This is a genomic window from Bradyrhizobium sp. KB893862 SZCCT0404 (assembly GCF_018130885.1).
In the GTDB taxonomy this organism is placed as follows: Bacteria; Pseudomonadota; Alphaproteobacteria; order Rhizobiales; family Xanthobacteraceae; genus Bradyrhizobium; species Bradyrhizobium stylosanthis.
Genome location: NZ_JAFCLT010000002.1, coordinates 890,210 through 907,432, shown reverse-complemented (window position 1 = coordinate 907,432; position 17,223 = coordinate 890,210). Strand labels below are relative to the sequence as shown.

The window sequence follows — 17,223 nt, the reverse complement described above, 5'->3', positions numbered from 1 at the left end:
TCTCGGGCGCGCTGGATCGGCTGAGATGGCCCGTTACGTCGTCAACCGCCTGGCGCAGGCGATCATGCTGCTTGTGATCGTCTCCGCGATCGGCTTCGCCCTGCTGCATCTGGCGCCGGGCGGTCCGCTGTCGCAATTCGCCATCTCCGGGCAGATGACGCAGGAGGATCTCGATCGCGTCACCCGGCAACTCGGCCTCGATCGGCCGTTGCCGATCCAGTATCTCGACTGGTTCGGTCGCATGCTGAAGGGCGACTGGGGCAAATCCTATCGCGACGGCGAGGCGGTGCTGTCGGTGATCTCTTCGCATCTCGGGGCCACGCTGGAGCTGATGGCGACTGCGACCATCATCGCGGTGCTGCTAGGCTGCTGGATCGGCATCCTTGGCGCGCTGCGCCGCTATTCGCTGTTCGATACGCTCGCGACCGTCGGCGCCATGATCGCGCTGTCGATCCCGACCTTCTGGTTCGGTCTCGTCACGATCTATGTCTTCTCGGTGAAGCTCGGCTGGCTGCCGGCCGGCAACCGCCAGACCATCGGCGACGGCTCCTTCCTCGACCTCCTGCATCATTTGATCGCGCCGGCCATGGTGCTGGCGCTGGTCGAGACCGCGATGTGGGGACGCTTCATGCGCTCCTCCATGCTCGAGGTGATCGGCCAGGACTACATCCGCACCGCGCGGGCCAAGGGCATGCCGGAATGGCGCATCCTCACGGTGCACGCCCTTCGCAACGCGCTGCTGCCGATGATCACCGTGGCTGGCCTGCAGTTTCCGACGCTGCTCGGCGGCGCGCTGGTCGCCGAGACCGTGTTCACCTGGCCCGGCATGGGACGGCTGTTCCTCGATTCCATCGGCTATCGCGACTATCCCGTGGTGATGGGCATCCTGATGTTCTCGGCGACCATGGTGCTGATCGGCTCGCTGATCGCCGACATCCTCTATGCCGTCGTCGATCCGCGCATCCGGGTGGGCTAGGCGATGGCGACCGCGGCTCTCTCCACCGTCCAGCTCGCGCCCGGCCAGGCCGCGTGGCGGCGGTTCCGCCGGCATCGACTCGCGCTCGCGGGCGCGGTGATCATCGTCATCCTCGTGCTCGGCTCGGCGATCGGTCCTTATCTGCTGCCGTTCGACGACACCTATATCGACATCATGAAGCGGTTCGCGCCGCCGCTGTCCGGCGCGCACATCCTCGGCACCGACGAACTCGGCCGCGACGTGCTGGCGCGCCTGATGATGGGCGGGCGCATCTCGCTGTCGATCGGCATCGTCGCCATGGTGATCGCGATGGCGGTCGGCATCGTGGTCGGTGCCTTTGCCGGCTTCTATGGCGGCGCCGTCGGTGCGGTGCTGATGCGGCTCGTCGACGCCGTGCTGTGCTTTCCGACCATCTTCCTCCTGCTGGCGCTGGCCGCGCTCACCGAGCCCGGCCTCGTCACCACCACCGTGCTGATCGCGGCCACCGCCTGGATGAGCGTGGCCCGCGTCGTCGAGGCCCAGGTGCGTTCATTGCGCGAGCGGGAATTCGCCGTGGCCGCGCTCGCCTTCGGCTCGTCGAACCTGCGCATCATGTTCCGCGAGCTCGTGCCCAACGCGATCGCGCCGATCGTGGTGGCGGCGACGCTGAACGTCGCCAAGGCGATCCTGCTCGAATCCTATGTCAGCTATCTCGGCTACGGCATCCAGCCGCCGGCGGCGAGCTGGGGCAACATGCTCAACAATGCGCAGATCTATCTCACCAGCGCGCCGTGGCTCGCGATCGCGCCGGGCGTCGCCATCACGCTCGCGGTGACGAGCTTCAACTTCCTCGGCGACGGCCTGCGCGATGCGCTCGACCCGCGGATGAACATCCCATGACGAGCCAGGCTTCGTTCGAACTGAATCCCAGGAGTGCCCCATGTCCCCGCCGCTCACCCGTATAAACAGCGACGAACGCCTGCCGCAGCAGGCGGACGTCGTCGTCATCGGCGGCGGCGTCATCGGCGTCTCCGCGGCCTATCATCTCGCCAAGAAGGGGCTTTCCGTCGCCCTCGTCGAGAAGGGCCATGTCGGCGGCGAGCAGTCGAGCCGCAACTGGGGCTGGTGCCGCCAGCAGGGCCGTGCGCGCGAGGAAATTCCGCTGGCGCGCGAGGCGCTGCGGCTGTGGGAGGACATGCAGAACGATGCCGGCGTCGATGCCGGCTTCCGCCGCACCGGCGTCCTGTTCCTCACCAAGAGCAAGGACGAGCTCGCCGGCTGGGAGCGCTGGGCGGCGATCGCGCGCGAGCAGCAGGTGCACTCCACCGTGCTGACGCCGGCCGAAGTCGCCGAGCGCATGCCCGGCAATGCCGAGCAATGGGTCGGCGGCCTGCACACGCCGAGCGACGGCCGCGCCGAACCGTCGATGGCGGTGCCCGCGCTCGCGACCGCCGCGCGCAAGCACGGCGTGACCATCCATCAGGGCTGCGCCGCGCGCGGGCTGGAGACTTCAGGCGGCAAGGTCAGCGCCGTCGTGACCGAGAAGGGCACCATCCGCACGCAAGCCGTGCTGCTGTCGGGCGGGGCGTGGTCGTCGCTGTTCTGCCGCCGTCACGGCGTCGAGCTGCCGATCGGCCTCGTCAACGCCACGGCATGCCGGACCACGCCGGGACCCGAGATCACCTCGGGCGCGCTCGGCACCGATTTCTACTGCATCCGCCGCCGCCTCGACGGCGGCTTTACGCTCGCGCTGCGCAACCGCGGCACGGTCGAGCTGTCACCCGACCTGTTCCGTTACGCGCGCACGTTCTGGCCGACCTATCTGCATCGCAAGAACGGATTGAAGCTGTCGTTCGGCAAGTCGTTCTTCGACCAGCTCATGCGCGGCACGAGCTGGAGCCTCGACAAGCCGTCGCCGTTCGAAACCGAACGCGTGCGCGATCCCGCGCCCGACATGTCGCTGGTCAACGCGGCCCTGGCATCGCTGATCAAGTCGAACCCCGAGTTGAAGGACATCGAGATCGCGGAAGCCTGGGGCGGCACGATCGACTGCACGCCCGATACCATTCCGGTGATCTCGCCGGTCGACGCGCTGCCGGGCTTCTTCCTCGCGACCGGCTTCTCCGGCCACGGCTTCGGCATCGGCCCTGCCGCCGGCAAGCTCGCCGCCGACATCGTCACCGGCTCGACGCCGCTGGTCGATCCCGCCGCCTACAGCCACAAGCGCATGATCGACGGCCGGCGCCTGGCGCCGGTCAGCCCGTTCTGAGGGCGGCATGACGGTTCTCTACAAGGCCAACATGGTGCGCGGCGAGGAGTGGGCCCGCTTCTTCGCGGAGCGCGCGCCCGACATGCCGTTCCGGCTCTGGCCCGACATCGGCGATCCCGCCGACGTGCGCTATCTCGTGACCTGGGTGCCGCCCGACGACATCGCCACGACCTTCCCCAACATCGAGCTGGTGTTCTCGGTCGGCGCCGGCGTCGACCAGTTCGACCCGACGAAACTGCCGCCGCACATCCCGCTGTTGCGCATGCTGGAGCCCGGCATCGCCGAGACCATGGTGGAATACGTCACCATGAGCGTGCTCGCCCTGCATCGCGACCTCCTGCATTTCATCAATCAGCAGAAGGAGCAGGTCTGGCGCGAGATCCGGATCACGCCGGCGAAGCGACGCCGCGTCGGCGTGATGGGGCTTGGCCAGCTCGGCCAGGCCGTGCTCGAGCGCCTCAAGGCGTTCGGCTTTCCGCTTCTCGGCTGGAATCGCTCGCCGCGCGAGATCGACGGCGTCACCTGTTATTCCGGCGCCGCGGCGCTGACCGAATTCCTCGCGCAGAGCGATATTCTCGTCTGCCTGTTGCCGCTCACCGAGGAGACCCGCGGCATCCTCAACGCCGATCTGTTCAAGCGCCTGCCGCGCGGCGCGGGGCTCGTCAATGTCGGCCGTGGCCCGCATCTCATCGAAGCCGATTTTCTCGCGGCGCTCGATAGCGGCATGTTGTCGGGCGCGGTGCTCGACGTGAGCGATCCCGAGCCGCTGCCGTCGGGCCATCCGTTCTGGGGCCATCCGCGCATCCTGCTGACGCCGCACAATGCCAGCATGACCACGCCCGATACCGCGGTCGACTACGTGCTCGACGTCATCGCGCGGCATCGTCGCGGCGAGGAACTGCCGGGTCTCGTCGATCGCACGCGTGGTTATTGAGGGACGAACTGATGGTTCGAGCGACGCAGCCACGGACTCGGTGCACCTCTCCCGCTTGCGGGAGAGGTCGGCATAGGCGGCCGCTGGCCGCCGTTCTTGAAAAACGCCGATGCTGTGCATCGGCTATGGCGCCGGGTGAGGGTTCTCTCCTCTCGGGGAGCCTTCGTTGTCGAGACACCCTCTCCCCAACCCTCCCCCGCAAGCGGGGGAGGGAGCGCGCCGTTTTCGGGTCGGGCATCAGGGGCTTCGCATGAGCATCGGCGCAGCCAATCAAATCTCGGCCGACACGCAGTCCCCCGTGCTGTCGGTCTCAGGCCTCACCACGTCGTTCATCCGCGAGCGGGAATGGATCCCCGTCGTCCGCAACGTGTCCTTCGACATCGCCCCCAGGGAGACCGTTGCCATCGTCGGCGAGTCCGGTTCGGGCAAGAGTGTCACCGCGCTGTCGATCATGCGGCTGATCCCGAAGGAGAGCGGCCGCATCGAGGGCCGCGTCACGCTCGCCGGCCGCGACCTTCTCGCGTTGCCCGAAGCCGACATGAAGGACATCCGCGGCAACGACGTCGCCATGATCTTCCAGGAGCCGATGACGAGCCTCAATCCGGTGCTCACCATCGGCTTCCAGATCGCGGAAGCGCTGGTCCAGCATCGCGGCCTGTCACGCGCGGCGGCGGAGGCCGAGACCATCCGGCTGCTCGACCGCGTCCGCATCCCCGCGGCGAAGGCGCGCTTCCACGAGCATCCGCATCGTTTTTCCGGCGGCATGCGCCAGCGCGTCATGATCGCGATGGCGCTGGCCTGCAAGCCGAAGCTCCTGATCGCGGACGAGCCGACCACCGCGCTCGACGTCACCATCCAGGCCCAGATCCTGGAGCTCCTGAAGGAGCTGCAGCGGGAGGAGGGGATGTCGATCCTCTTCATCACCCACGACATGGGCGTGGTCGCCGAGATCGCTGACCGCACCGTGGTGATGTATGGCGGGCAGGCGGTGGAGACGGACGCGACCGCCCGCATCTTTGCCGCGCCCGCGCACAACTACACGCGCGCACTGCTCGCCGCCGTGCCGCGGCTCGGCTCGATGGACGGCCGCGCGCGGCCGATGCGGTTTCCGATCGTCGACAAGGTGACGGGCACTTCGGACGAGCCGGCGGAGACGCCGGACACGGTCTCGACGGCCGAGCGGCCGCTATTGGAAGTCGCCGGCCTCACCACGCGCTTTCCGATCCGCTCGGGCCTGTTCGGCAAGGTCTCGGGCCGCGTGCATGCGGTCGAGAACGTCTCCTTCACCTTGCGCGCCGGAGAGACGCTGGCGCTGGTCGGCGAGTCCGGCTGCGGCAAGTCCACCACGGGCCGCTCGATCCTGAAGCTGACGGAGCCCGACAGCGGCACCGTCCTGATCGACGGCCAGGACGTGCTGGCGATGAACGGCCGTACCTTGCGCGACTTCCGCAAGCACATGCAGATCGTGTTTCAGGATCCGTTCGCGAGCCTCAATCCCCGCATGTCGGTGGGAACGGCGATCGCGGCGCCTTTGCTGGCCAATGGCCTCGCCACGGCCTCGCAGGCGCGCGACAAAGTCGCCGACCTGCTCGTCCGCGTCGGCCTCACGGCCGACATGGCCGCGCGCTTCCCGCATGAATTTTCCGGCGGCCAGCGCCAGCGCGTCTGCATCGCGCGCGCTCTCGCGCTGGGGCCGAAGCTGATCGTCGCAGACGAGGCAGTCTCCGCGCTCGACGTCTCGGTCAAGGCGCAGGTCGTGAACCTGATGCTCGACCTCCAGGCCAGCATGGGCCTCGCCTACCTCTTCATCTCCCACGACATCGCGGTGGTCGAGCGCATGAGCCATCGCGTCGCGGTGATGTATCTCGGCGAGATCGTCGAGATCGGCCCGCGCGCATCCGTATTCGGCAATCCCCAGCATCCCTACACGAAGAAGCTGATGGCCGCCGTGCCGGTGCCCGATCCGTCGCGCCGCGGCACCAGGCGCGAAGCCGCGAACGACGAGATCAGAAGCCCGGTGCGCGCGCCGGATTACCAGCCGCCGGTGCGGCAATATCGCGAGGTCTCGCCGGGCCACGTCGTGCAGGTTTGGGGTGAGGAGTGGTCGGCCAATAACTGAGGGTGCCCTTCAGCTCGTGCGACCTGTGAGTGCGCGACTGTGCAGCCTGTGCTCCTGAAATCGTGACTGGAGGGAAGCGACAGGGAGCTTCGGGTATGTGAACCGTCTCATATTTGGTCACTCTGCTTTCGAGCTATCACGTTCGCAAGAAATTGCCTCACCCGGAGCCAGCCTGGCAGATGTGGGTGAGATGCAATGCCTGCGAAGCCATGTGCTCGCAGCTTTGGATTGGCCCTCGTCGTGTTCACGAGGGAGCCGGTCCCATCACTCAGCGATCTTTCAAAAATTGGAATCAAGGGCAATCGGGAAACGCGTTCACGCAGCTCCTATTCGGGTCGGCCGGTAGGCTGCTACTTACCAAGGAGCCCTCCAATGAAGACAAGCAATGAAATTTCAAACTCATTTTCCGAGACGAGACAGGTCGGCAATTTTCGGATAGCTCGTTCCAGTCTTATCAAGTCGGCCCATCTTCTTGAAAGAATTGGGCTCGCGGCCATTGGGGCCACTTGCGGCCTCTATGTGGGCGCGACCCTGGTGCGTCAGAAAGACGGGCTTTTTGAAAGTGGCTGGATCGTGCTGCTTACGATGCTCTATGGGGCTGTCAGCTTCTATGTTGGAATTGATCTGTCTCGCGCTGTCGCCCGCAGGTCGATTTCGAACGTCTCAGAGGAATACAATGGATCGGAGGCGATCGAGATCATGAGTGCGGGCGGAACGTTCGGCGCGGCGATTGCAGCAGCTCTGTCCGTCAGCATTCTTGTCCTTGATCAAAGCCTTCCCGACGGCCTGATCGTCTTTGTTGCCGGCTGTTGGATGGTCGGCTCTTCGCTCCAAGTTGCGGCGGGCGTGATGGCGCGCGGCTACGATGTGCCCATGGACAAGGAGTGAAGACGACTTTGCTCAGGAAAAGCCGTCCGGTGTCGTGTAGTGGGCATAAGCTCGATGCCGGAGCCGGCTTCGGACCTGAGCGAGTGGTTGACGAACTCCTGGCAACCTCCGTCCTTCAACGCTGCCTGCAGACGATTTTTGGTAGCGCAGACGTTTGCATCGAACGACATTTCCGCTCGGAATCGCATTGGTGCTGAGCAGCCAAATTGTCGCGCGGCAAACAAGACGTGCCATCATGGTGACGTTGGGATATTCTCCCCGCGCGGCCGTGGTCCAAAATTCTGCTAACCGCCAGCCACAACATCGGTGGGAGCCATGCAGATTGCGGAGTGGCTCGAGAAACTGGGGCTTGGGCAATACGCGGAGCGTTTTGCCCAAAACGGGATCGACGTGGGCATCCTCCCCGAGCTGATGGACGAGGACTTCGACAAGCTCGGAGTCCTGCTCGGTCATCGCCGCAAGATGCTGCGGGCCATTGCCGAGCTCGATCCGGCCGCGTTGATCGCGTCGCCGGCTCCTGCTCATGACGCCGAGCGGCGTCACCTCACCGTGATGTTTTGCGATCTGGTCGGCTCGACTGCGCTCTCGGCGCGTCTCGATCCCGAGGATCTGTGGGAAGTGATCCGCGCCTACCGCGCCGCATGTGCGCGCGTCATTGCCGCTTACGACGGCAGGATAGCCAGGTTCGTCGGTGACGGAATACTCGTCTATTTCGGTTATCCGCGCGCTCACGAGGATGATGCCGAGCGCGCAGTGCGAGCGGGCCTCGATATCGTCGCCGCGATTCGCCAGCTCAAGACAGGCGCCGGCGAACGGGTCGAACTGCGGATCGCAATCGCGACCGGTCTCGTGGTGGTCGGCGATCTCATCAGCGGAGACGCATCAGAGGAGCACGCGACCGTCGGCGACACGCCGAACCTCGCTGCCCGGCTTCAGAGCCTGGCGGAGCCGGGGGCGGTCGTTGTTGCTTCATCGACGCGCCGGCTGCTTGGCGATCTCTTCACCTTTCGCAATCTCGGCCGCCGCGAGGTCAAGGGGATAGGCGAGCCGATCGCGGTCTGGGCGGTGGAAGGAGCGACCGCATCGGAGAGTCGCTTCGAGGCGGTCCGTGCCGCGCGCTCGATCGGCTTTGTCGGCCGCAAGGACGAGATCGAATTCATTCTCTCGCGCCAGCGGGAGGCATGGCAGGGCCAGGGCCAGTTGGTGCTGATTTCCGGCGAAGCGGGTATCGGCAAGTCGCGGATCGTCGCAACGCTGTCCGAAAGCCCCTCGTTGGGGACGCATCGCCGGGTGCGATATCAGTGCTCGCCTTACCACACCAACAGTGCGCTTCATCCTTTTGTCGCGCAGCTCGAGCGCGCCGCCGGAATCCGTTCGCATGACACGCCGGAGCAAAAGCTCGACAAGCTCGCGGCCATGCTGGCGCTGGGAACCCTCGAGGTCGCCCGAGCGACACCGCTCATTGCGGCCCTGCTTTCGATACCCACCGGCGACCATTGCCCGCCTCTCGGCTTGAGCCCGGCGCAGCAGCGGAGACAGACATTTGCCGCCCTTCTCGATCAGCTCGAGGGATTGGCGCGGGACCAGCCTCTGCTGGTCATCTGCGAGGATATGCATTGGGCCGATGCCACCACACTTGAACTGTTCGATCTCGCGGTCGATCGCATCAGGGGGCTGCCGATACTCGTGCTTATGACGTCCCGGCCGGAGTTCGAGCCGTCCTGGTCGGGCCTTGCCAACGTCAGTCTGTTGCGGCTCGACCGGCTCGATCGGCAGGACACGCGCGCGCTGGTCGAGCAGGTGGTCGTCGGCCGCCAGCTGCCACGCGAGATGATGAAGCAGATCATCGACAAGACCGACGGCATCCCTCTGTTCGTCGAGGAGTTGACCAAGATGGTGCTGGAGTCCGGGCTGCTGGTCGAAGATGCCGGACGCTATCGCCTGAATAGTCCGCTCCCGCCGCTTGCCATTCCCGCGACGCTGCAGGATTCGCTGATGGCGCGGCTCGACCGGCTCGCTCCGGTCAAGGAGGTGGCGCAGATAGGCGCCGCCATCGGCCGCGACTTCTCGTACGCGCTGCTGAAAACCGTGGCAGGACGCGATGACCTGACGCTGACCGCTGCGCTGGGACAGCTTGAAGAGGCCGAGCTGCTGTTGCGTCTCGGGGCTCCGCCCGAAGCAAATTATAGTTTCAAGCACGCCCTCGTTCAGGAAGCGGCCTACGAGAGTCTGCTCAGGAGCAAGCGGCAGGTGCTGCACACGCGAATTGGCGAGGTCCTGCGCGAGAAGTTTCCAGCCGTTGCCGAGACCGAACCGGAGGTTCTGGCACACCACTTTACCGAGGCGGGGCTGAGCGAGGTCGCCCTCGAATGGTGGCGCAAGGCAGGCCAGCAGGCGCTGAAACGCTCGGCGTATTCCGAGGCCATCGCGCATCTCGGCAAGGCCATTGCGATCGCCGATCAGTTGCCTGACGAGCCCCGCCGGATGATGAGCAGGCTGCACCTTCAAATCGCATACGGCCGTGCACTCAGGGGCAGCCTCGGCCATAGTGCTCCCGAAACGGTCGCGGCATGGACGCGTGCGCGCCAGTTCGCAGCCGACATCGATGATCCCGTTGAACTTGCGCCGGTGCATTCAGGGCTCTTCAATGCCTGCCTGACACACGGCGAGCTCGCTCCGATGCGGGAGCTGGCGGATGCCATCAGGAGCGCAGCGGACCGGCGACCGGACTCGCCGGTGGCCGCCGTCGTCGCCCATTGGACGGGCGGCGTCACCTGCTGGTTCGGGGGCGATTACCTGAATGCGAGAGCGCATCTCGAGCAAGCGCTGTCGATCCATGGCGCAGAACCGGATCCCGCGACCTTCAGGGCTTCGGCGCTGGATCTGCCGTTCGTGATCATGAGATTTCTTGCCCTGGTGCTCTGGCCGCTCGGCAGCACCGCTCGTGCGCGCAGGCTCGCCGCCGACGCGGTGGGTGCTCCGGGAGAAAAACGGGCGCTGTCCCAGGCCAATGCGCTGGTTCATCGCGCCGTGTTCGACGGGGTATGCGGGGGCATGCTGCAGCAAACGGAGACGATCCTGGCGCTCGGTCTAGCGCGCGAGCACACGATGCCGCTGTACGTGGCCGCGGGCACCTATCTGAATGGCCTGGCGAAATGGCGTGCCGGCGAACGAATGGCCGGACTTGCAGACATGCGTCACGGCTGGACCATGCTGCACGAGAACGATTGCTGCCTCTGCGAACCGTTTTGGGGGATGCATGTCGCCATGGCGAATGCCGAACTGGGCGAAGTCGAAACCGGGCTGATTATCCTGGACGATTTGATCGCCGGGACGGCACAATCCGGCCAGCATTGGCTTGATGCCGAGCTGCACCGTGTCCGCGGCAGGCTTTTATCGCGCCATGACCCTTCGGATGCGTCCGGTGCCGAAGACGCCTTCAAGCGAGCGCTGGACATCGCGCGTCACCAGCAGACCAGGACCTTCGAGCTGCGCAGCGCGCTTGAACTTGCGCGTCTGTACGACGCAAATGGCCGGGCGGCTGCGATACCCCGGGTGCTCGTTCCGGTGCTCGCTGAATTCGAGGCGGAGCGAAATCTTCCGGAATTCATGGAAGCGAATGAGTTGCTCAGGCAAGAGCACGGGACGCGCGCCGCTATTTCTGGCCGGCCGTCGTTTGGGCAGAGGTGAGGCTCACGAATTCACGTGCACGAAGTCCCGCAGCAGCGGATAGATCTCGTTGTTCCAGCGCTTGCCGGAGAACACGCCGTAATGGCCGACGCCGGCCTGCATGTGGTGGACGCGGCGATAGGCGCGCACGCCGGTGCAGAGGTCTTGCGCCGCCAGCGTCTGGCCGATCGAGCAGATGTCGTCCTTCTCGCCCTCGACCGTCATCAGCCCCATCCGGCTGACGGCCTTGGTGTTCACGGGGCGGCCGCGATGCATCAGCTTGCCCTGCGGCAGCAGATGCTCCTGGAACACGTCGCGCACGGTCTCGATGTAGAACTCCGCCGGCAAATCCATCACGGCGAAATATTCGTCGTAGAAGGTCTTGATGCTCGCCGCCTTCTCCTTCTCGCCCTTGGCGATGTGGTTGGCGAGATCCATGTGCTGCTTGATGTGGCGCTCGAGGTTCATCGAGACGAACGCCGTGAGCTGCACGAAGCCGGGATAGACTTTCCGCATGGCGCCGCGGCATTGCACCGGCACGTAGTTGATCAGATTGCGCTCGAACCACTCGATCGGCCGGCTCTTGGCGAACTCGTTGACCCTGGTCGGCTGGATGCGCGTGTCGATCGGGCCCGCCATCAGCGTCAGCGTCGCGGGCCGCGAGGGGTGGTTGCCCTCGCACATGACCGCGGCGGCCGCGAGCGCCGAGACCGAAGGCTGGCAGATCGCCACCATGTGCGGGCGCGGGCCGAGCTGGCCGAGGAAATCGATCAGGTGATCGGTGTAGTCGTCGAGCCCGAAACGGCCTTCGCTGCGCGGAATGTCGCGCGGGTTGTGCCAGTCGGTGATGTAGACGTCGTGGTCCTGCAGCAGCGTTTTTACCGTGCCCCGCAGCAGCGTTGCGAAGTGCCCGGACATCGGCGCCACCAGCAGCATGCGCGGCTGCTCGGCGATGCCATCCTTCCTGAAATGCAGCAGCGAGCCGAACGGCGTCGCGTAGGCGATCTCCTCGCGAACCGCGACCTCGCGGTTGCCCACCATGACGCTGTCGATGCCGTAGGCCGGGCGGTCATAGGTGAGGGTGGAGCGGGAGATCAGCTCCAGCGCCGCCGACAGCCGTCCGACCACCTGGTCCGATATGCCCTGCGGCACCAGATGGAGGAATTTGAGCGCGGACGAGGCGCCCACCCGAAACGGCGCCGTCAGATCCATCTGGTTCTGAAAGGCCTGATAATACATCGACATCATACTGAAATGCCCACCCTGACCCATGTTGCCATGCAATATCGAAGCCAAGCCGGGGCGGGATCGCCCTGAAAATTGGCACGTCGCTTGCTGCTCGTTTCACGCGAAGCACAGCGAATGGGCACGCCGCGAGCCGGGCGGAGTGCCGGTGACAGGCGCAGGAAAGGGGCGAAATGGCGAAGGCGACACTGACCATCAGCAGCAAGAACTACTCGTCCTGGTCGCTGCGCGGCTGGCTGCTGACGAAGTTTTCCGGCCTCGATTTCGAGGAGATCGTGACGGCGCCGGACGATGCCTCCGCACGCGCGGAGATCCTGCTGCTGTCGTCGTCGATCCTGGTGCCGTGCCTGCGGCACGAGGGCGCCGTGGTCTGGGATACGCTGGCGATCGCCGAATATCTCAATGAGGCCATGCCGTCAGCCGGCCTGTTGCCGGATGACCGCGTCCAGCGCGCCCATTGCCGCTCGATTTGCGGCGAAATCCATTCCGGCTTCACCACGCTGCGGGCCTCGCTGCCGGTCAATTTGAAGGGGCACTTCCCCGGCTTCAAGATCTGGTCGCGGGCGCAGGCCGACATCGACCGCGTCTGGTCGATCTGGCGCGACTGCCTGGAGAAGTCGGGCGGCCCGTTCTTGTTCGGCGAGCGGCGCACCATGGCGGATGCGATGTACGCGCCGGTGGTGACGCGCTTCGTCACCTATGACGTCAAGCTCGAGCCGCGCCTCAAGGCCTATGCCGATACCATCATGGCCATGCCCGAGATGAAGGAATGGATCGCGGCGGCGAAGGAAGAGCCGGCCGAGATCGAGGAGCTCGAGGTCGAATATTAGGCAGCCGCGGCATCGCCCTGCCTGTTTTGGCAGCGCGGCCCGGTGCCGCGGGCCCCTGCAGCATGTCGTTGAAGCCGTTAACCTTTGGCCCCCGTTGCAGGATGCGTCAGGCCTGCGTGCTGGCAGATATTGTGGGGGCCTGCGGGGTGGTTGCGACATCTAGCCGTGAACAGCCGCGTACGAGGCTCTTCCGCTGATTCGGACGTGATTCGTTCGGGCCGCGTTCCGTTCGTTAAGACGGAGCGCGGCTCCGTTGCATTTTGAAACAGCGGCTGCCGTCAGGAGACCGGCTGCTTCACCCGCGGCAGGCGCCAGCCGATGACGGTCGCTTCGACCGCGATGCCGGCCTCGTGGTTCTGCCAGCGTCCTCCGACATAGCGGCAGGCGAACGGGAGCTGATACGTACCGCTGTGATCCTCACACAATACTTCGACCGGCAGGCCGGGCGGCGGTTCTCCCGCGCCGTCAAATTCCGCCAACCGTCTATCACGCGTTGCCATTGCAAAAATCTCCCCTAATCAAAGCCGCGGAAAGAGCGCCCACCTCCCCCGCATGCGGTTCACTGCTCCCCGTCCCGGGGGAACACGCCAAGCTCAACGCGAGAATGCGGTACGAGTGTGGTAGCCTTGGGCGGCCGTGCGCAAACAGCGCACATTGCCGTGATATTTTGACGAGGAACCCGCATGCAGCTTCGAAGTGCCAGCGTTCATGTCCCGATGTTGCTGCTCGCCACGCTGGCGGCCGCGCCGGTCCGCGCGCAGGACGTGCCCGGCATCGAGATCTGCACGGTCGAGAAGACCATGGAGCGCCGCACCAGCTGCCTTCAGAGCAATGTCGACTTCCTGCAGAAGACCATCACCAAGCTCAACCTCGATCACCAGCAGAAGCTGGATGCGGCGGCCCGCCAGATCGACGCGCTGAAGACCAGCCTCGCCGGCCTGCAGAAGACGATCGGCGATCTCCAGGCCGCGCAGGCCAGGACCGCCGAGGATGTGAAGAAGAAGCAGGACGCGCCGCCGCCGAAGGACGCGGCGAAATAGGCGCTCACCTCACGCGATAGCGCTCGATCACGCCGCGGTCGGGTTCGTAGCCGAGCCCGTTGCCCGCGGGCACCGCGACGTGGCCGGTGGCGTCGACGTCGGCGCGCCCGCCCCAGAGGCAGGCCTCGCGCCTGAGATAGAACATCTCGACCAGCCCGTCGTCGCGCGTCGCCAGAAGATGCAGCGTCGCCAGCAGGCCGGGGCCGAAATACGGCGAGTGCGGGACGATCTTGACGCCGTGCTGATCGGCCAGCGCCGCCACCTTCAGGAACTCGGTGATGCCGCCGACCTTGATCACCGACGGCTGGGCGTGGCTCACCGCGCCCGCATCCATCATCTGGCGGAATTGATATTCCGTGCAGGCATTTTCGCCCGCGGCGATGCCGAGCCCGCCGTTGCTGCGCACGTCGGCGAGCGCGGCAAAATCCTCGGGCGGCCACACCGGCTCCTCCAGGAACATCGGCTGCGCGTCCCTGCACGCCTTCGCAAACGCGATCGCCTGCTCGCCTGACAGCGGGCAGTTCATGTCGACCATCAGCGGAATGCCGGGGCCGATCGCCTCGCGCGCGGCGAACACCGCTGGCGTCGTGGTCTCGTGCAGCTTGATCGCGCCATAGCCGAGCGCCAGCGCCTTCCTGCATTCGCCGGCGATGTTGTCGGGCGAGCCGATCCGCAACAGGCTCGCATAGGCGGGAATGTTCGTGCGCTTGGTCTCGCCGAGCAGGCGATGCAATGGCACGCCCTCGATCTTCGCAGCGAGGTCCCACAGCGCGATGTCGAGGCCGGAGATCGCGAACATGGTGACGCCGTAGCGGCCGAACAGATGAAGATTGCGCTGGATCTGCTCCATCGCCGCGGCAATGCCGGCGGCGTCGGGAACCTCGAGGCCGATGGCCTGCGGCGCGATCATCTCCTCGACGGCGCTGCGCGTGGTGCGCGGGCAGACATAGGCGAACGCATCGCCCCAGCCGGTCAGCCCGGTGTCGGTGGTGACCTCGACCAGCACCATGTCGAGCGCGGAAATCGCGGACGCGCCCTGGCGGAAGCTCGCAACACCGGCGTCGTAGGGGATGCGGATATGGTGCGCCCGTACATCGGCGATCTTCATGCTGCGGTTCCTCCAGCTTTCTCGTGAGCGGTTTTGAGCTTGCCGAATGTAGACACGAACGGCCGCACGTTGCCAGAGGCTGTTCCGGCGCTATCCTCCCCGCGGACCGCAACGCCGATCAAGCGAAGGCGTTGGTCATGGGTGCATCATGGCCTTGCTTCGAACGAGGACTGGAAACGACCATGAACCCAGCCCAGCGCGCGCTCTGGTACATCGAGAGCCATCTGGCCGAGCCGATGACGCTCGACGAGATCGCCGCGGTCTCGGGGGTGTCGCGGTTCCACATCGTGCGTGCGTTTGCCGCAGCCACCGGTCTTTCCGTGATGCGGTACGTGCGCGCGCGGCGGCTCAGCGAGGCGGCGCGCAGTCTTGCGAATGGCGCGCCGGACATCCTGTCGCTGGCGCTTCAGGCGGATTACGGCTCGCACGAAGCATTCACCCGCGCCTTCCGCGACCAGTTCGGCACCACGCCGGAAGCGGTCCGGGCCGCGACATGCACCGGCCATCTCAAGCTACAGGAGCCGATCCTCATGGACTCCACCATGCTCGACCATCTCAAGCCCCCACGTTTCGAAACCGCAAAGGCCATCCTCGTCGCCGGCCCCATGGAGCGCATCTCCTGCGACAATGGCGCTGCCATTCCGGGGCTGTGGCAGCGCTTCCATCAGGAGGTCGCCGACATTCCAGCGCGCGTCGGTCAGGTCGCCTATGGCGTCTGCTGCAACGGCGACGATGCCGGTAATTTCGACTACATCGCCGGCGTCGAGGTCGCCGATTTCTCCGACCTGCCGCGCCGCTTCGGTCGCATCCGTATCGGAGAGCAGCGCTATGCGGTGTTCACCCACACCGACCACGTCGCCTCGATCCGCCGCACCGTCAGCACGATCTGGAATCAATGGCTGCCGGCCTCCGGCCTGAAGGCCGCGGATGCACCGAACTTCGAGCGCTATGACGAGGCATTCGATCCCGCAACCGGCAATGGCGGCTTCGAGATTTGGATACCCGTCAGAGAATAACGCGCAAGGCTGGCATACCATCCCGCTTGCTTGGCAAGCCCCGGTGACTTTGTCATAACCGCAGGCAAATCTTGCGTGTGGGGCCCGTGCCGGACATCCCGTGCAAGCCATAACAAGCAGCCGGGAGGGTCCCACATGTCCAACGTCCGCGTTCTCGCCACCGACCTCGAATTTCCCGAAGGGCCGGTCGTGATGCCGGATGGCTCGGTGGTGCTGGTGGAGATCCGCGGCCAGCGACTGACCCGTGTCTATCCCGACGGCCGCAAGGAGATCGTCGCCAAGGTCCCGGGCGGCCCGAACGGCGCGGCCCTCGGCCCCGACGGCAAGATCTACATCTGCAACAATGGCGGCTTCTCCTGGATCCCGACCCGCAACATGATCATGCCGGGTCCGCAGCCCGACGATTATCTCGGCGGCTCGATCCAGCGTGTCGACCTGCAATCCGGCAAGGTCGAGACCGTCGTGACCAAATGCGGCGAGCACGATCTGCGCGGGCCGAACGACCTCGTGTTCGACAGGCAGGGCGGCCTCTGGTTCTCCGATCTCGGCAAGCGCCGCGCGCGCGAGATGGACGTCGGCGGCATGTATTACCTCAAGCCCGGCATGAGCGAGATCGTAGAGGTCGTGCACGGCGTGCTGCCGGCCAACGGCATCGGCCTGTCGCCGGACGAGAACACGGTCTATATCGCGGAGACGCCGACGGGCCGGCTCTGGGCCTACGAGCTCTCCGCACCCGGCACGCTCAAGCCGCGCGACGTGATCTATCGCGGCGAGCGCGGCAAGCCGATCTGCGGCCTCGGCGGCTACCAGATGTTCGACTCGCTCGCGGTCGAGGCGAACGGCAATGTCTGCGTCGCCACGCTCGTCTCCGGCTGCATCTCGGTGATCGCGCCCGACGGCACGCTGGTCGAGCAGGTCCCGACCGGGGACCGCGTCACCACCAACATCGCCTTCGGCGGCCCCGAGCTGAAGACCGCCTACATCACGCTGTCGGGCAAGGGCGAGCTGATCGCCATGGACTGGCCGCGCGGTGGATTGCCGCTCAATTTCCTAAACAAGTGACAATCGCGTAAAACACGATTGTTATCCCGGGGCTATGCGAAGCATAGAACCCGGGATCTCGAGATTCTCTGGTGCGCAATTGCGCACC

14 protein-coding genes are annotated in these 17,223 nt (G+C 65.6%); 11 read left to right on the top strand and 3 right to left on the bottom strand.

All coding sequences use genetic code 11. The annotated features are described in order from the left end of the window. Positions 1 to 25: 25 nt before the first annotated feature. The 7 genes from JQ617_RS13110 (at position 26) to JQ617_RS13080 (ending at position 10,855) form a co-directional block, all read left to right on the top strand. Positions 26 to 976 (top strand): ABC transporter permease, encoded by a 951-nt coding sequence (locus JQ617_RS13110; RefSeq protein WP_212026648.1) that lies wholly within the window; start codon positions 26 to 28, stop codon positions 974 to 976. 3 nt (positions 977 to 979) lie between these two features. After that, positions 980 to 1,855 carry an ABC transporter permease gene (locus JQ617_RS13105; protein WP_145664788.1) on the top strand — a complete coding sequence of 292 codons (876 nt, stop codon included), beginning with the start codon at positions 980 to 982 and terminating at the stop codon, positions 1,853 to 1,855. 40 nt (positions 1,856 to 1,895) lie between these two features. Next, complete coding sequence (locus JQ617_RS13100) at positions 1,896 to 3,224, top strand: NAD(P)/FAD-dependent oxidoreductase (RefSeq protein WP_212026647.1); 1,329 nt, start codon at positions 1,896 to 1,898, stop codon at positions 3,222 to 3,224. A gap of 7 nt (positions 3,225 to 3,231) precedes the next feature. Beyond that, positions 3,232 to 4,158: a 2-hydroxyacid dehydrogenase gene (locus JQ617_RS13095; RefSeq protein ID WP_212026646.1), complete on the top strand. Its 927-nt coding sequence runs from the start codon at positions 3,232 to 3,234 to the stop codon at positions 4,156 to 4,158. Positions 4,159 to 4,408: 250 nt separating this feature from the next. Then, a complete protein-coding gene (locus JQ617_RS13090; RefSeq protein ID WP_212026645.1) occupies positions 4,409 to 6,277 on the top strand; it encodes an ABC transporter ATP-binding protein in 1,869 nt (622 codons plus the stop codon). A 372-nt stretch (positions 6,278 to 6,649) separates the two neighbouring features. Beyond that, positions 6,650 to 7,165 (top strand): hypothetical protein, encoded by a 516-nt coding sequence (locus JQ617_RS13085; protein ID WP_212026644.1) that lies wholly within the window; start codon positions 6,650 to 6,652, stop codon positions 7,163 to 7,165. Between the two features lie 315 nt (positions 7,166 to 7,480). After that, positions 7,481 to 10,855 carry an adenylate/guanylate cyclase domain-containing protein gene (locus tag JQ617_RS13080; RefSeq protein WP_212026643.1) on the top strand — a complete coding sequence of 1,125 codons (3,375 nt, stop codon included), beginning with the start codon at positions 7,481 to 7,483 and terminating at the stop codon, positions 10,853 to 10,855. 3 nt (positions 10,856 to 10,858) lie between these two features. On the opposite strand, the gene JQ617_RS13075 is transcribed toward JQ617_RS13080, so the two are convergent. After that, the gene (locus JQ617_RS13075) at positions 10,859 to 12,082 is read right to left on the bottom strand and encodes a polyhydroxyalkanoate depolymerase (protein WP_145664767.1); all 1,224 of its coding nucleotides are present in this window, start codon (positions 12,080 to 12,082) and stop codon (positions 10,859 to 10,861) included. 170 nt (positions 12,083 to 12,252) lie between these two features. Here JQ617_RS13075 and JQ617_RS13070 point away from each other — a divergent pair, with 170 nt between their 5' ends. Next, entirely contained in the window at positions 12,253 to 12,909 is a 657-nt protein-coding gene (locus JQ617_RS13070; RefSeq protein ID WP_212026642.1) for a glutathione S-transferase family protein, read from the top strand. Between the two features lie 278 nt (positions 12,910 to 13,187). Here JQ617_RS13070 and JQ617_RS13065 read toward each other — a convergent pair whose 3' ends face one another. After that, positions 13,188 to 13,409, bottom strand: a complete 222-nt coding sequence (locus JQ617_RS13065) for a hypothetical protein (protein ID WP_063689576.1) — start codon at positions 13,407 to 13,409, stop codon at positions 13,188 to 13,190. A 183-nt stretch (positions 13,410 to 13,592) separates the two neighbouring features. Here JQ617_RS13065 and JQ617_RS13060 point away from each other — a divergent pair, with 183 nt between their 5' ends. Beyond that, positions 13,593 to 13,949: a hypothetical protein gene (locus JQ617_RS13060; RefSeq protein ID WP_212026641.1), complete on the top strand. Its 357-nt coding sequence runs from the start codon at positions 13,593 to 13,595 to the stop codon at positions 13,947 to 13,949. A 4-nt stretch (positions 13,950 to 13,953) separates the two neighbouring features. Here JQ617_RS13060 and JQ617_RS13055 read toward each other — a convergent pair whose 3' ends face one another. Beyond that, entirely contained in the window at positions 13,954 to 15,057 is a 1,104-nt protein-coding gene (locus JQ617_RS13055) for a mandelate racemase/muconate lactonizing enzyme family protein (protein ID WP_212026640.1), read from the bottom strand. 182 nt (positions 15,058 to 15,239) lie between these two features. On the opposite strand from JQ617_RS13055, the gene JQ617_RS13050 reads away from it, so the two are divergent. Both JQ617_RS13050 and JQ617_RS13045 read left to right on the top strand, forming a co-directional pair. Continuing rightward, complete coding sequence (locus JQ617_RS13050; RefSeq protein WP_212026639.1) at positions 15,240 to 16,073, top strand: AraC family transcriptional regulator; 834 nt, start codon at positions 15,240 to 15,242, stop codon at positions 16,071 to 16,073. Positions 16,074 to 16,208: 135 nt separating this feature from the next. Further along, positions 16,209 to 17,135, top strand: a complete 927-nt coding sequence (locus tag JQ617_RS13045) for an SMP-30/gluconolactonase/LRE family protein (protein ID WP_145664759.1) — start codon at positions 16,209 to 16,211, stop codon at positions 17,133 to 17,135. Positions 17,136 to 17,223: the final 88 nt, after the last annotated feature.

Excerpts from the sequence above, each read along its gene's own strand:
- JQ617_RS13110 (WP_212026648.1), top strand. The coding sequence starts at position 26 with ATGGCCCGTTACGTCGTCAACCGCCTGGCGCAGGCGATCATGCTGCTT.
- JQ617_RS13045 (WP_145664759.1), top strand. The coding sequence starts at position 16,209 with ATGTCCAACGTCCGCGTTCTCGCCACCGACCTCGAATTTCCCGAAGGG.
- JQ617_RS13050 (WP_212026639.1), top strand. The coding sequence starts at position 15,240 with ATGAACCCAGCCCAGCGCGCGCTCTGGTACATCGAGAGCCATCTGGCC.
- JQ617_RS13090 (WP_212026645.1), top strand. The coding sequence starts at position 4,409 with ATGAGCATCGGCGCAGCCAATCAAATCTCGGCCGACACGCAGTCCCCC.
- JQ617_RS13070 (WP_212026642.1), top strand. The coding sequence starts at position 12,253 with ATGGCGAAGGCGACACTGACCATCAGCAGCAAGAACTACTCGTCCTGG.
- JQ617_RS13100 (WP_212026647.1), top strand. The coding sequence starts at position 1,896 with ATGTCCCCGCCGCTCACCCGTATAAACAGCGACGAACGCCTGCCGCAG.
- JQ617_RS13065 (WP_063689576.1), bottom strand. The coding sequence starts at position 13,409 with ATGGCAACGCGTGATAGACGGTTGGCGGAATTTGACGGCGCGGGAGAA.
- JQ617_RS13055 (WP_212026640.1), bottom strand. The coding sequence starts at position 15,057 with ATGAAGATCGCCGATGTACGGGCGCACCATATCCGCATCCCCTACGAC.
- JQ617_RS13085 (WP_212026644.1), top strand. The coding sequence starts at position 6,650 with ATGAAGACAAGCAATGAAATTTCAAACTCATTTTCCGAGACGAGACAG.
- JQ617_RS13095 (WP_212026646.1), top strand. The coding sequence starts at position 3,232 with ATGACGGTTCTCTACAAGGCCAACATGGTGCGCGGCGAGGAGTGGGCC.
- JQ617_RS13080 (WP_212026643.1), top strand. The coding sequence starts at position 7,481 with ATGCAGATTGCGGAGTGGCTCGAGAAACTGGGGCTTGGGCAATACGCG.
- JQ617_RS13105 (WP_145664788.1), top strand. The coding sequence starts at position 980 with ATGGCGACCGCGGCTCTCTCCACCGTCCAGCTCGCGCCCGGCCAGGCC.
- JQ617_RS13075 (WP_145664767.1), bottom strand. The coding sequence starts at position 12,082 with ATGATGTCGATGTATTATCAGGCCTTTCAGAACCAGATGGATCTGACG.
- JQ617_RS13060 (WP_212026641.1), top strand. The coding sequence starts at position 13,593 with ATGCAGCTTCGAAGTGCCAGCGTTCATGTCCCGATGTTGCTGCTCGCC.